Origin of the sequence: Bifidobacterium apicola (assembly GCF_042846865.1) — a bacterium.
In the GTDB taxonomy this organism is placed as follows: Bacteria; Actinomycetota; Actinomycetes; order Actinomycetales; family Bifidobacteriaceae; genus Bombiscardovia; species Bombiscardovia apicola.
This window is the reverse complement of record NZ_BAAFQQ010000001.1, coordinates 837,749-851,329: the sequence shown is the minus strand read 5'-3', so window position 1 is coordinate 851,329 and position 13,581 is coordinate 837,749. Positions and strand designations below refer to the sequence as shown.

Here is a 13,581-nt window from a genome sequence, read left to right as displayed (position 1 = left end):
GCTTGAGTGATGGACCCAATCATCGGCTGATCGGGCAACATCACCCGGTATACGAATTATCGTACGATTTTTTTGGTAGAGGTGTGTGATTATGACGACAATCATGGTGTTGGGAGCTGGTTATGCGGGTCTTCGCGCAGTCAAGAAGCTGGCTCATGCAAAGACTGATGCCCATGTAGTCCTGGTCAATCAGAATGAATACCACTACGAGTCCACCCAGCTGCATCAGGTGGCGGCGGGCACCAAGGAGCCGGCGGACGTAGTCTTCGACCTCCGCAAGTCCCTGCCTGATTCGGTGGAGCTGATCGTCGACAAGGTGGTCGGCATTGATCGGGACAACCGCCGGGTCAGCCTGGAGCATCATGATCCCCTTTCCTATGATTATCTGATCAATGCCCTGGGATTCGAGTCCGAGACTTTCGGCATCAAAGGAGCCGATGAGTACGGCTGGCCCATTATTGACGTGGATACAGCCCTGGCGGCCCGCAAAAAACTGGAGCAGACGCTGGCTCGCTACCAGACCAGCCATGATCCGCTGGATCTGAGCATCGCGGTATGCGGCGCGGGCTTCACCAGCATCGAATACCTAGGTGAGCTGGTCTACCGGCTGCCTCAGCTGTCCAAGCGTCTGGGCTTCCCTATGGATCAGGTCAAGGTGGACTGCATAGAGGCCTCGCCAAAGATTCTGCCCATGTTCAGCAAGGACCTGGTCGACTGGGCTGTGGATTACCTGCGCAAGCGGGGAGTTACTTTCCATACCTCGACTCCTATTACTGAGGTCAAGGAAGATGCCGTTGTCTCCAATGGCCAGGAGTTCAAGGCCCATACAATCATTTGGACAACGGGTGTGCGCGGCAGCCACATCATTGCCGACTCCGGGTATAATCAGAAGCGTAACCGTGTAGTGGTCAGGGATGACCTGTCGGTGGATCAGCATCCAGAGGAATTCCTAGTGGGTGATGTCAGCGCCGTTCCCGACCCCCAATCGGGTCGGCTCTACCCCACTACTGCACAGATTTCGATGGCCCAGGCTGAAACTGCAGCCGCGAATGTCCTCGCCAGACTGCGGGGGCAGGAGCCCCAGCGGTTCACCTTCCGAAGCCTAGGGACCGTGTGCTCTCTCGGTCCTCACGACGGGGTTGCCGAAATCGACCGAATGGGCACGCTGAAGCTCAAGGGCAAGGTTGTTTCGGTTCTGAAGTGGATCGTCAACGAGCGGTCGGTTCTGGAATTGGCCGATGTGCGTACCATGTTGGAGAGCAACTGAACCGCCGTTGCAATGGACGCAATGGGTAAGGCGATCAGGGAAAGGAGGACGAACATGGTTCATGCCATGAGGATGTTGCAGCATCGTTCTGCGATGAGAAGCATGTCCGCCCCACTCCTGCCTCGAATCGGCTCGTCCTTGTCGACGATGGCCCCCAGTCCCGTGTTCATTAAGAGTATTGACTACCTCCTGCTCTTCCTCTTCCAGGTGGGAACCGTGGTCGGCTGCGGTCCCCGCCAGGATTGCGGAGATTCCCGTGCTGGTACGCGGATCGGCAGGAGCGAGAGGAGAGTGGTATTAGCATGAGTTTCCTACAAGGTTTCTGGTTCTTCATCATTGGTCTGCTTTTTGCAGGGTTCCTTCTGCTGGAAGGGTTCGACTTCGGCGTTGGCATGGCCACCAGGTTCGTGGCTCGTGACGGTGATGAGCGCGCCACTTTCATGAGGGCTATTGGCCCCCATTGGGATGGCAATGAGGTCTGGTTGATTACCGCCGGCGGCGCTATGTTCGCAGCCTTCCCGCTTTGGTATGCTTCCCTCTTTTCGGGGTATTACCTCCTGCTCTTCCTGGTGCTGGTCTCTCTGATCCTGCGCGGCGTCTCCTTCGAGTTCGCCTCCCATGCCCTGACCAGCCGTGAGCGTGGCGTCTGGCAGTGGGCCAACTTCATCGGCTCCCTCTTCGCTCCTTTCTTCCTGGGCATGATGCTGACCAGCCTGATCCAGGGCATTCCCATGGACAAGAACGGTGATGCCTGGCCCGGGTTCTTCGACGTTTTCAACTGGCTGTCTGTGGTTGGCGGCATTGCTGTAGTCTTCTTCAGCTTCGTTCATGGCCTGCACTTCCTGAGTTTGAAGCTGGGTGCCATGGACTCTCGGCGGATGCTCAACGTCAGTGAGAAGGCCTACTGGATCGCCTATCCGGCCCTGGTTGTCTTTGTGCTTCTAGCCATTTTCAACACTGATTTCTACAAAGCCCGCCCCCTGTCTACCTGGCTGATCACGGTGATCATCCTGGCGTCGGTCATCGGAGGCCATGTTGCCGACTTCAAGAAGCGCGGCGGCTATGCCTTCACTTGCTCGGGCATCACCTTGATGGCCATCATCGCCTTTATCTTCAACGGGCTCTTCCCGCGCGTGATGATCGCTGACGACCCGGCCCACAACCTGCTGATCCAGGATGCTTCGGCTTCTCCGTTGACCATGAAGATCATGACTGTGGTGCTCTGCATCTTCCTGCCCATCATGCTGGCCTACTTCATCTGGAGCTACTTTATCCAGCGCAAGCGGCTGGACACCGATGGCGCCCATTTGACCACGCCTGTGGCTCCTTCGGCCACTGTGGCTGAGACCCTCTGAAAATCAACGGGGCCAAGGGGACAGTGCTGGCAGGACCTGAGCGTATCCAGAGGATGATGCATTGATCGATAAGAGTCTCTTCCGTTTCGACGGCGTCAGGTCCACCCTGGGCCTGCTGGCCGCACTGTCCCTGGTCCAGGGCGTCGGTGTAGTGGTACAGGCCTATGGGCTGACCTTGGCTTTGGTCCGTATTTGGCACCTTCAGAACCTGAAGGTGCTGGTGGCGCCAGTACTGATCTTCTTGGCTGCCTATACCTGTCGACAGCTCTGCGACGTGGCCAAGGACCGTATCGCCACAGACCGTGCTGATGCCATTGTGTCCGAGTTGCGGCCGAGCATCCAGGACAAGGTCTTTTCGCTGGGACCATCGGCTCTGGCTCGGCGTGGCACGGGTTCGGCCGTCACCATGCTGGTTGACGGACTCGATCAGGTGCGTACCTACGTGCTGACGGTTCTGCCGAAGATGATGGATCTCATCTTCATCCCCCTTATTGTCCTGGCGGTGGTCTGGACTCAGGATGCGGGTTCTGGGCTGATCCTCCTGCTCATGCTGCCCCTGCTTATCTTCTTCATGGTCATCCTGGGTCTGGCTGCCAGAGACCGCTCCAGTCGGCAGTACGCCCAGTTCCGCAAGCTCAACACTAGATTCATGGATACGGTCCTGGGTCTGCCGACCCTGAAGATGCTGGGCATTGATAAGGAGTATGAGGACGAGATCTATTCGGTTTCGGACCGCTTCCGCAAGAGAACCATGAGCGTTATCCGCGTGGCCATGACCTCCACCTTTGCTCTGGACTTCTTTGCTACCTTGGCCATCGCCATCATGGCCGTCTTCCTGGGCAACAATCTGATCAATGGCAAAGTGGAGCTCTTTCCTGCTCTGCTGGCTCTGATTCTGGCTCCTGAGTACTTTATGCCCATCCGTCAGTTCGGAGACGACTTCCACGCTACTCTGAACGGCAAGAATGCCCTGGATGACATCGTGGATATGCTGGCACAACCTGAGCCTAAGCGCTTGGAGAAACTGGACTGGTCCGGGTGGACGGAAGACAGCCACCTGCGTCTGGAAGGAATCGACTTCGCCTATCCCGGCCCCAAGCCGGTGGAGAGCAACGCTTCAGCCGGCGCTCAGATGGATGCCATGGCCAAGTCCGAGAGTCAAAAGAGCAGCAAGAAGAGCCACATGCCCAAGACATCCAAGGTTCATGACGGTGATGGGACGCTGGTTTTGTCTGAGTCCGGTTCTACAGCACCACAAGGAACCAGAGTCGAGGCTGCTGCGGATTCACCGATCAGTGGGTCCGAGGTGAGTTCGGAGGGGCAGCCTCTGGCATTGAGCGGTCTGGACTTCAACCTGCATGGTTTTTCGAAGGTGGCCATTGTCGGCCGCTCGGGAGCCGGCAAGTCCACGCTGATGGATCTGCTGGCCGGCTTTGACCAGCCCAAGGCAGGCACCATCGATCTTGATGGTCATCAGCTGGAGCACTGCAACGTGGCTGCTTGGCAGCGGCACATCAGCTATATTCCGCAGAACCCCTTCATCTTCCACGGCACTGTGTCCGACAATATTCGCTTCTACAACCAAGATGCAGATGATGACCAGGTGGCCCGCGCAGCCGACCGGGCTGGACTGACCGACTGGCTGAAAACATTGCCCGACGGTCTGGGTACCCAAATCGGAGAGGGCAACCGCGGCATCAGCGGAGGCCAGGCCCAGCGAATCGCCTTGGCCAGGGGGATCCTGGACCCCTCACGCGAGATCCTGTTCTTTGACGAGCCCACAGCCCACCTGGACATCGAGACCGAATACGACCTGAAGCAGACCCTGCTGCCCATCATGGACGGGCACTTGGTTGTCCTGGCCACCCACCGGCTGCACTGGCTGGCCAACATGAACTGGGTGATCATGCTGGAGCATGGAAGAATTGTGGCCCAGGGCGATCCGCGCAAGCTGATCGGTCAGGGCGGACCCTTGGATGCGCTGATCGATGAGATGGGAGGGAACCAGATTGCCGACTACCAGCAGGACTGAAACCGCCGGAAGAAATGGCACGGGAACGTCGCAGTCCTCCCGCCGCGGCCGCGGGCTGTCAGGCTACATGCATATCTGGCACCGGGATCATTGGTTCTGGCCCTACCTGCGTGAAAACAAGGGGCTGCTTGCCCTGATCTTCTTCCTGGGAACCATCACCTTCGTGTGCGCGGCTGGACTGATGTTCACATCGGGATTCCTGATCAGCAGGTCGGCCCGCCATCCCTTCAACATCTTCGCCGTATACGTGCCGGTGGTCCTTACCAGGGCTTTCGGCATCGGACGACCCACATTCAAGTACATGGAGCGCATCAAGAGCCATGATTGGGTGCTCCGGGTGGTTTCCAAGCTGCGTGTTCAGCTCTACCGCACCCTCTCGCAGGATGCGGCCTTCCTGAACGAGCATGAGCGCACAGGCACGGTCCTGGGCATGCTCTCGGACGACCTGGACCATCTGGAGAACTTCTACCTGCGCACCATCTTCCCCACGGTCGTAGCCTATATGATGTGGGTGGTGGTGACCATTGCCGTAGGCGTCTTCTCCTGGCTGACCTCGCTCCTGCTCTTCCTGCTTTTCGCCCTGATCTTGATCCTGATCCCGCTGGTCTCGCTGGCTTATTCAGACGGGCGTTACGACATGGAGAAGGCACGGCGGCAGGATCAATACACTGCAGTGACCGAGAGCTACATGGGCCTGGGGGATTGGGTGATTACCCGCCGTCGGCGGCGCTTCGTGGACACGGCGTCCGGTGACTTCAACGACATCGCCACCGGCCGCAAAGAGCAGAAGCGGTTTGAACGCTGGCGCAACTGCGGCATCCAGATGATTTTCGCCCTCATGGTGGTGGCTCTGATTGTAGGAGCGGATCTGCGTATGACCAGCTCCACCTCTATTGCGGACTTCGCGGCAGCCGTGGTCCTGGCGGTTTTCCCCCTGGTCGACTGCTTCATCGTGGTCTCCCAGGCCGTGGCCGAGGTTCCCCTCTACACAGACTCGCTGGACCACCTGAATGATCTGACCGAGCGGGTCGAGTCCCGGAGAATTGAGCCGAGCGCCCAGACCAGGCTGGAGGGGCCGATCAAGTCAATCGTCTTCGACCATGTCAGCTTCTCCTATGGTCCTGATGACCCCCTGCTGCTGGACGACTTCAGCCTGCGAATCGAAGGTGGGCAGCGCGTGGCCCTGCTCGGTCCCAGCGGCGAAGGCAAGACGACGGTCCTTCAGCTGCTCCTGGGCGACCTGCGCCCCACCAGTGGCCGCATCCTGATCAATGGAATACCGGTCGATGCCTTGCAGGATCAGCGTCCTGAGCTCTTTGGCTACCTGAACCAGCAGGCCTTCCTCTTCAACACCACTATTGCCTCCAACGTGCGTCTGGGCGCTCCCCAGGCCGATGATGATCAGGTTCGCCAGGCCTTGAGGGCTGTACAGCTGGATCAGGTCGTGGCTGGCATGCCCCAGGGGATAAACACGTTGGTGGATGAGGCTGGTGGCCGTCTTTCAGGTGGCCAGCGCCAGCGTCTGGCCCTGGCCAGGATTGTGCTGAAACGCACGCCGATCATCCTTCTGGACGAGCCTACCATCGGTCTGGATCCTATAACCGAGCGTCGGCTGATGGCCATGATCTTCAAGATCAGCCAGGATCGCACACTTCTTTGGGTGACCCACCACCTGCAGGGGCTGGAGGAGGCAGACCAGGTCATCTTCATGCAGGACGGTCACATCGCCATGCAGGGCCGCCCGGTTGATTTGTACCGGGAGAATGCCCGTTTTCGTGAACTTTATCGCATGGACGTCTCCGACGTGGACAAGGACGACGGTCAAGGGATATACTTGGGAAAGCAGTCAGATTCAGATGGACGGACCCCTGTTGAATGACCATCAGGCTGTTTCCCGAGCAATGAATTTTGCACGGTTGTCGGGTCGTCGATCCTGGCGGATGGCTTCCCGGCCGGTCACTGTGCGCCGTCGGTTCATGGACTGGACGGTATGGAGGCCGGAGCCCGTGGAAGCGACCAGGTCGCGAAGTCGGGGAGAACTGAAAGGCTCTCTTGGGCACAAGCTTGGTCATATCTGAATCTGCTCGGATTCGACCCGTGTACCCGCGCCCGACGAACCCTGCAGAGAGATTGGGAGGAACGATGTTCACTGTATTGGGATTGTCCAGATTCCAGTTCGCCATGACGACGATATTCCACTTCTTCTATGTCCCCATGACCATCGGTCTGGCCCTCGCTGTCGCGATCATGGAGACCATCTATGTGGTGACCAAGAAGGATGTCTACAAGAAGATGACCATGTTCTGGTCGAAGATCTTCCTGCTTTCCTTTGCGGTCGGCGTTGTCACCGGCATCATCCAGGAGTTCCAGTTCGGCATGAACTGGTCCAACTATTCCCGGTTTATGGGCGATATCTTTGGCGCCCCTCTGGCTATTGAGGCCTTGCTGGCATTCTTCCTGGAGTCAACCTTCATCGGCGTGTGGATGTTCACCTGGAATCGGTTCAAGCCGGCTGTGCATGCGCTCTTTATCTGGCTGACTTTCCTGGGCTCCTCTATGTCGGCCATCTGGATTCTGGCTGCCAACAGCTTCATGCAGCACCCGGTCGGCTTCGAGATCAACCAAGCAACCGGTCATGTGCGACTGCGCAGTTTTGGTGACGTCATGTCCAATCCTCAGCTGTGGATCGAATTCCCCCATGTCTTCTTCGCCGCCGTCTGCACAGGGGCCTTCGTGGTCATGGGCTGCAGCGCTTTCAGCTTGCTGAGGATGCATATGGGGAACAAGGACAAGGCTGTGGCCGCTGTCGAGGCAGACTCGGAGAAGCAGGCCAAGGTCAACCTGTTCACCAAGTCCATCCGTCTTGCCGCTCTGATTGGGCTTATTGGCTCCATCTGCGTGATTACCTACGGCGATCTGCAGGGCAAGTACATCGTGACTGATCAGCCCATGAAGCTGGCCGCCACTGAGGGCATCTACGAGGACACTGGCGATCCTGCTCCTTGGAATGCCGTGGCACTGATCAATGAGAAGGATCATAAGATCGAAGGGTCCATCGAGATTCCCGGGGCCATGTCTCAGCTGGCTTACGGCAAGAAAACCGGCGCTGTCAAGGGAATGAACTCCATCAACAAGGAGCTGCACGAGAAGTACGATGCCAAGTATGGCAAGGATATGAACTACTACGTGCCGGTCACCACCTTATTCTGGGTCTTCCGCCTGATGGTCGGGATCGGGTTCTCCTTCGCGCTGATATCGGCATTGGTGCTTTGGTTCACGCGCAAGAAGAAGAATACGCTGTTCACCACGCGTTGGAAGCTCTGGATCATGGGCATCTTCACCTTTGCCCCCTTCGCTGCGACGACCAGCGGCTGGCTGGTGACGGAGCTGGGACGCTATCCTTGGCTGGTTTATGGTTTCCAGACCATCGCCGATGGAGTTTCACCCACTAGCACCGTACCGAACCTGCTCTTTACCTGCATTGTCTACTTCCTGCTCTTCCTGGTCCTAGGCGGAGTCATGATCTTCTACACCAGGCGGACCCTGCATCAGGGACCCTTCTATAAGCCGGATGACGGCAATGGGCCGCAGACAACCAAGGTGCATGGCGCACCGGCCCGTGTGGCCTTGGCCTGACGGTCGACTAACTCAAAACGCTTCCTTCCCCTTCGGCGAATCCCCCGCTTCGGACCCTAAGGTTCGGGGCGGGGGATTCGCTGTCGTCGAGCTTTGCTGCCAGTGGTGGACGGCGTGAAATTCAGAGAAGAGAGCGATCCTGAGCATGAAGTGAAAGTTGCGACGGATGTTCGGCTTATGCCTGATACCGGACTGGTCTCACCCGCTTTGCTTTGATCACACGGGTTCTGTCACACCGATTTGGTCAGACCTGGGCGGTCAGCTTGGCTATAATTTGCTGCAACAGCTCACGCAGGCTCGGGTCCATGAGGGAATCCACCAAGCTGTCCGCTGCACGTTGCAGATAGTCCTTGGCGGTTTGCCGACTGCTCTCCATCAGCTGTGGATGGGCTCTGAGGTAGTCGACCACCTGGTCGGGGTCATCCTGCTGAACCAAAGCTCTGAAGTTCTCATCTTCCTGGAATCCCAGCAGAACCGGCAGGGTGTAGATTCCGTCGCGGATATCCTCCAGCTTGGGCTTGCCAGTGTCGCGATCCAGATCGAAATCGTTGATGTCATCGATGATCTGAAAGGCCATGCCCAGATTGCTGCCGAAGTTACTGGCGGTACGCTCCAAAGCCGGGTCGGTTGACTGACCGTCAAGGCGGATCCCGGTAAGACATGCCAGGCGGAAGAGGGCTGCAGTCTTGCCAGAGATGGCTCGGTCGTAATCGTCCACGGTTATATGGGTGTGATGACGTTCGGACTCCTGGTAGAGTTCGCCGCCTATAATCTCGCACACCGTGCCAGCCTGCTCGCGAATAAAGTCCGTGTCAGGAGCGATTGAGGCCATGATCTCCATGTAGCGCGAGAGGATCAAGTCTCCCAGATAGATAGCGGCCTTGTTTCCTCGTGTGGTGTGGACCGTGGGCTTGTTGCGGCGGATGGATGCATTGTCCAGAACGTCGTCATGAACCAGTGTGGCCAGATGAAGCATCTCGATAGCGGCGGCGCCAGTGATGACAGTGTCGTCCAAGTGTCCTTCAGCGTCTGCGTCGGCTCGCGCAAAGAGGACCACCATGGCAGCGCGGATCATCTTGCCGTGGTTGTCCAGCAGTCGACGGTAATCCTCCTGGTATGGGGCCACGTGGGTACGCTCTTGATGCAGGCGGTCGACGACTCGCTCAAGATCCTTGCGCAACAGGAGCTCTTGTCCTTCTGCCATGGAGGTATGCTCCCTCTAACTCGTTGAGAACCGCAACATAACCAATATACCAAGTTCAAGACTATGCGCGGAGATTGTCGGCTTGGTCCTGGCTGTTACCGTGGCCAATGTGGCCAAGCTAACATCAGGCTGCTGTCACGATGAGGTGAAGCCTCAAAATGAGAACCAATCGTAAGGGGGCAGCACAGATCAGCCGAGTACGAAAGCCGAGTGAAGTAGTGTAGGTGTATGAGTCAGCATTACCGCGCAGATCAAGTCTCCCCACAAGGCGGCGAGGAAGAGCATGATCGACCGCTGTCCGTTTCGGCCCGGCTGGGGCGGCTTCAGTTCCATTACTCAGGCAAGTTCAGACTCCTGCAGCTGGCCGACGTTCAGGAAGGCCCCAAGGTCTCCCCGGACACTATCAGGCTGATAGGCGCCGCTTGTGATGCGGCTAAGCCCGATCTGGTGGTCTTCTCGGGCAACCAGGTGGCTGGCTATGACACAGCCTACGAGCGTACCTTTCGTAAAAGGCGTTGGAGCACTCCTCTGGACGGCATATACTCTGCTGGTCTGAGCATGGGGGGTGCCCTGGGGCTTGGCGGAGCCTCCCTGAAGCGCTCCTCCAAGCCCCAGGATGGCCCGACAGCTGTAGACCGCCGGGAACCAGAGCATCAGGGGGGCAGCAGCAGGGATGCCGAGCGTGTACGTCGGCAGAACATCAAGCACACCGAGGATCTGGTTCGCAGAACCGTTGGCCTGATCACTGGCCCGCTGGTTGAACGCGGGATTCCCTTCGTCGTCACCTATGGCAACCACGACTTTCAGTGCGGACTGGACACCGATCAGATGGATGCCATATATCGGGAAGTGCCCGGCTGCCTGAACCCGGAGGCTACGGTCGCGCATCCTGATCGGGTCCATGCGCTGATCGGCTCGGCCCTGCCCTACCAGACGGCCTTCGTCTGCGCTCCTGGCACCTTCGCCCTGCCTGTGGCGGATTGCGATGGTCGTGGAGTGGTCATGGGCCTGGTCCTGCTGGACTCTGGCGACTATGCCCGCGCAGGCGGCTATGGCTCGCCTTCGGCCCAGGCTCTGGACTTCCTGGCGGCTGCTCCTGATCTTCTGGGCAACCGATCCATAGTCTTCCAGCACATGCCCATTCCCCAGTTCTATGATCTGCTCAAGCCGGTGCCGGCCACCACAGCCTATGCAGTCCAGGGATACCGAAGCTTCGACTCCCGGTGCTACATCCTGGACGAATCACGCACCTGCCCGGGCTCCTACCTGGGCGAAGGCGTCTCCTGCCCGGATGAGGACAGCGGCGAGTATGACCTGCTGACCCGGAAACGGGGCTACTTCGCTCTCTTTGCCGGGCATGACCATCGCAATGGCTTCGTCGGTCGCAGCGGGGATCTGACTCTGGGCGCTACGCCTACATGCGGATTCGGCTCCTACGGGCCGGTACCCGGCAAGCGGGCGGCCCGGCTTTTCGAATTCGACATCCGCCATCCCCATCATCCTCGCACCCAGCTCCTGGAATTCGGGCAATTGGTGGGGCGCCCCGGATCCCACAAGGTCTATACCTTCGCTATGAGCCACGTGCCCACCTCAACCGGGGACGCGGTCAACCTCTTGCGTCGGCCCGGGTTCTTGGCAGGCGGCCTGACGGCCCTTGCAGGGCTGATCGCCTCCTGGGGCTCCACCCGGCGGCGGTAAGGACGGAGATAAAGGCCAGGAATCCGCTCAGACCCTACGACGTGCGGGGGACGAGGCTCGCAGCAGGGCCTCGGTCAGGTATTTGCCAGCGGCCATGACCAAGGGGGCGTAGCGTCTTCCTGGCGTGGTGGACATGCGGTTGACCGGTCCGGAGATGGATATGGCAGCCATGACCTGACCTGATCCATTGCGGATGGGGGCCGAGATGGAACAGACACCCTCTTCGCGCTCGTTGATGGACTCGGCCCAACCGCGCTTGCGGACTGAGGCCAGAGTCGCTGCGTTGAACTTGGCGTGTCGCAGACCCTGATGAAGACGCTCAGGCTCCTCCCAGGCCAGCAGAATCTGCGCTGCCGACCCGGCATCCATGGACAGCAGGGCGCCTACGGGGATGGAGTCGCGCAGGCCCGAGGCGCGTTCCACTGCAGCGATGCAGACCCGGACCTCCCCTTGGCGACGGAAAATCTGGGCTGATTCGCCCGAACGGTTGAGCAGTGTATGCAGGATGGGCCCCGAAGCGGTCAGCAGTCGATCCTCGCCGGCGGCAGCAGCCAGTTCGGCAAAACGGGAGCCTAGGACGAAGCGGCCATGCGCGTCCCGCAGGACGAAGCGGTGGCGCTCCAAAGCTATGGCCAGTCGGTGAGCCGTGGGGCGAGCCAGCCCGGTGGCGTTGACAAGCTGGCCCAGGGTCATGGGTCCAGTCTCCAAAGTGTCCAGAATTCGCACCGTCTTGTCCAGAACGCCGACGCCCGAATGAATCTCCTCCTGATGCACGGTCTGATCGTTTGTGGAGGGGTATTTGTCGTCGTCGTTCAAAGAAAGTGTGTCCATGGTTGAATTATGCCATCTCAGTATATGAAATGCAAAAGTTCATAACGCTTGGGCAGTTCCATACTCGGTGGTAAGAGGCCGGCGGGGTGCCGATAAGGTTGGCGCCCTGGCCGGTCGTAGACTTTCAGGAGGCGATATGGGACGCACAATGGCGGAAAAGGTCTGGACCGATCATTTGGTCAGAAAGGGCCAGGGAGGCGAGCCCGATCTGATCTACATCGATCTGCAGCTCATGCACGAGGTGACCAGTCCACAGGCCTTCGAGGGTTTGCGTATGGCAGGTCGAAAGATCCGCCACTTGGATCAGGTCATCGCCACTGAGGACCACAACACCCCCACCATCGATATCGATCGGCCCATTGCCGACAAGGTATCAGCACTGCAGATCTCTACTCTGGAGCGCAACTGCCGCGAGTTTGGGGTCCGTCTGCATCCATTGGGGGATGCGGACCAGGGCATCGTCCATGCTTTTGCGCCCGTCCTGGGACTGACTCAGCCAGGCATGACCATCGTCTGCGGTGATTCGCATACCTCGACCCACGGGGCCTTTGGAGCTCTGGCCTTCGGCATCGGAACTTCCGAGGTGGAGCATGTTCTGGCCACTCAGACCCTGAGCCTGAAGCCTTTCAAGACCATGGCCATCACCGTCAAAGGACAGCTCAAGCCGGGGGTGGGTGCCAAGGACGTCATTCTGGCGGTCATCGCCAAGATCGGCACCGGCGGCGGCCAAGGACATGTTCTGGAGTACCGCGGTGAAGTCATTCGACGCATGTCCATGGACGCGCGCATGACCATCTGCAATATGTCCATCGAGGCCGGGGCTCGTGCCGGGATGATCGCGCCGGATGAGACCACCTTTGCATACTTGGAGGGTCGGCCGCACGCCCCCAAGGGAGCCATGTGGGAGCAGGCCTTGGACTACTGGCGGACCCTGCCCACCGATCCGGATGCCGTCTTCGACAAGGAGGTCATTCTGGATGCCGACCAGCTGACCCCCTACGTGACCTGGGGCACCAACCCCGGACAGGGCCTGCCCATTGCCGCTGACGTGCCTGTGCCCGGAAAGATCGCCGACCCGGCCAAGCGCCAGGCAGCTCAGGAAGCCATCGACTATATGGGTCTGCAGCCGGGTATGCCCATCCGGGACATCGCTGTGGACACCGTGTTCATAGGCTCCTGCACCAACGGGCGCATCGAGGATCTTCGTGCTGCTGCGGCCATCATGAAGGGTCACCACAAGGCCAAGAATCTGCACCGCGTCTTGGTAGTTCCGGCTTCTTCGCGAGTTCGCATTCAGGCTGAAAAGGAGGGGCTGGACCGCATCTTTGAGGACTTCGGAGCCGAATGGCGCAACGCCGGCTGCTCCATGTGCCTGGGGATGAACCCGGACCAGCTGGTGCCGGGGGAGCGTTCCCTTTCCACATCCAACCGCAACTTCCAAGGTCGTCAGGGCAAGGGCGGCAGAACGCACCTGGCTTCGCCCGAGGTGGCCGCGGCGACGGCCATCAGGGGGACCATCTGCTCCCCGGCCGATCTGTAAGCCCATCAATCATTCATC

At 59.1% G+C, this 13,581-nt stretch carries 9 protein-coding genes; 7 read left to right on the top strand and 2 right to left on the bottom strand.

Going from position 1 to position 13,581, the window contains the following annotated elements:
* The first annotated feature begins 91 nt into the window (after positions 1-91).
* From ACGG9J_RS03610 to ACGG9J_RS03590, 5 genes are all read left to right on the top strand, one after another.
* Positions 92-1,267 (top strand): NAD(P)/FAD-dependent oxidoreductase, encoded by a 1,176-nt coding sequence (locus ACGG9J_RS03610; protein ID WP_390133698.1) that lies wholly within the window; start codon positions 92-94, stop codon positions 1,265-1,267.
* Between the two features lie 302 nt (positions 1,268-1,569).
* The gene (gene cydB, locus ACGG9J_RS03605) at positions 1,570-2,622 is read left to right on the top strand and encodes a cytochrome d ubiquinol oxidase subunit II (RefSeq protein ID WP_390133696.1); all 1,053 of its coding nucleotides are present in this window, start codon (positions 1,570-1,572) and stop codon (positions 2,620-2,622) included.
* 61 nt (positions 2,623-2,683) lie between these two features.
* Positions 2,684-4,654 carry an ABC transporter ATP-binding protein/permease gene (locus ACGG9J_RS03600; RefSeq protein WP_390133693.1) on the top strand — a complete coding sequence of 657 codons (1,971 nt, stop codon included), beginning with the start codon at positions 2,684-2,686 and terminating at the stop codon, positions 4,652-4,654.
* A 67-nt stretch (positions 4,655-4,721) separates the two neighbouring features.
* Positions 4,722-6,533, top strand: coding sequence for a thiol reductant ABC exporter subunit CydC (cydC, locus tag ACGG9J_RS03595; RefSeq protein WP_390133691.1), 1,812 nt, complete (start codon positions 4,722-4,724; stop codon positions 6,531-6,533).
* 263 nt (positions 6,534-6,796) lie between these two features.
* A complete protein-coding gene (locus ACGG9J_RS03590) occupies positions 6,797-8,290 on the top strand; it encodes a cytochrome ubiquinol oxidase subunit I (RefSeq protein WP_390133689.1) in 1,494 nt (497 codons plus the stop codon).
* Positions 8,291-8,534: 244 nt separating this feature from the next.
* Here ACGG9J_RS03590 and ACGG9J_RS03585 read toward each other — a convergent pair whose 3' ends face one another.
* Positions 8,535-9,494: a polyprenyl synthetase family protein gene (locus ACGG9J_RS03585; protein ID WP_390133687.1), complete on the bottom strand. Its 960-nt coding sequence runs from the start codon at positions 9,492-9,494 to the stop codon at positions 8,535-8,537.
* A 228-nt stretch (positions 9,495-9,722) separates the two neighbouring features.
* On the opposite strand from ACGG9J_RS03585, the gene ACGG9J_RS03580 reads away from it, so the two are divergent.
* Positions 9,723-11,192 (top strand): metallophosphoesterase family protein, encoded by a 1,470-nt coding sequence (locus ACGG9J_RS03580; RefSeq protein ID WP_390133685.1) that lies wholly within the window; start codon positions 9,723-9,725, stop codon positions 11,190-11,192.
* Positions 11,193-11,219: 27 nt separating this feature from the next.
* Here the strand turns inward: ACGG9J_RS03580 and ACGG9J_RS03575 are convergent, their stop codons facing one another.
* Complete coding sequence (locus ACGG9J_RS03575) at positions 11,220-12,023, bottom strand: IclR family transcriptional regulator (protein ID WP_390133683.1); 804 nt, start codon at positions 12,021-12,023, stop codon at positions 11,220-11,222.
* A gap of 136 nt (positions 12,024-12,159) precedes the next feature.
* Between ACGG9J_RS03575 and leuC the strand changes: the two genes are divergently transcribed.
* A complete protein-coding gene (gene leuC, locus ACGG9J_RS03570; protein ID WP_390133681.1) occupies positions 12,160-13,563 on the top strand; it encodes a 3-isopropylmalate dehydratase large subunit in 1,404 nt (467 codons plus the stop codon).
* Positions 13,564-13,581: the final 18 nt, after the last annotated feature.

What these genes read in the sequence shown, in the direction of transcription:
- ACGG9J_RS03610 (WP_390133698.1), top strand. Translation starts at nt 92, where the DNA reads ATGACGACAATCATGGTGTTGGGAGCTGGTTATGCGGGTCTTCGCGCA.
- cydB (WP_390133696.1), top strand. Translation starts at nt 1,570, where the DNA reads ATGAGTTTCCTACAAGGTTTCTGGTTCTTCATCATTGGTCTGCTTTTT.
- cydC (WP_390133691.1), top strand. Translation starts at nt 4,722, where the DNA reads ATGCATATCTGGCACCGGGATCATTGGTTCTGGCCCTACCTGCGTGAA.
- ACGG9J_RS03590 (WP_390133689.1), top strand. Translation starts at nt 6,797, where the DNA reads ATGTTCACTGTATTGGGATTGTCCAGATTCCAGTTCGCCATGACGACG.
- ACGG9J_RS03585 (WP_390133687.1), bottom strand. Translation starts at nt 9,494, where the DNA reads ATGGCAGAAGGACAAGAGCTCCTGTTGCGCAAGGATCTTGAGCGAGTC.
- ACGG9J_RS03580 (WP_390133685.1), top strand. Translation starts at nt 9,723, where the DNA reads ATGAGTCAGCATTACCGCGCAGATCAAGTCTCCCCACAAGGCGGCGAG.
- ACGG9J_RS03575 (WP_390133683.1), bottom strand. Translation starts at nt 12,023, where the DNA reads ATGGACACACTTTCTTTGAACGACGACGACAAATACCCCTCCACAAAC.
- leuC (WP_390133681.1), top strand. Translation starts at nt 12,160, where the DNA reads ATGGGACGCACAATGGCGGAAAAGGTCTGGACCGATCATTTGGTCAGA.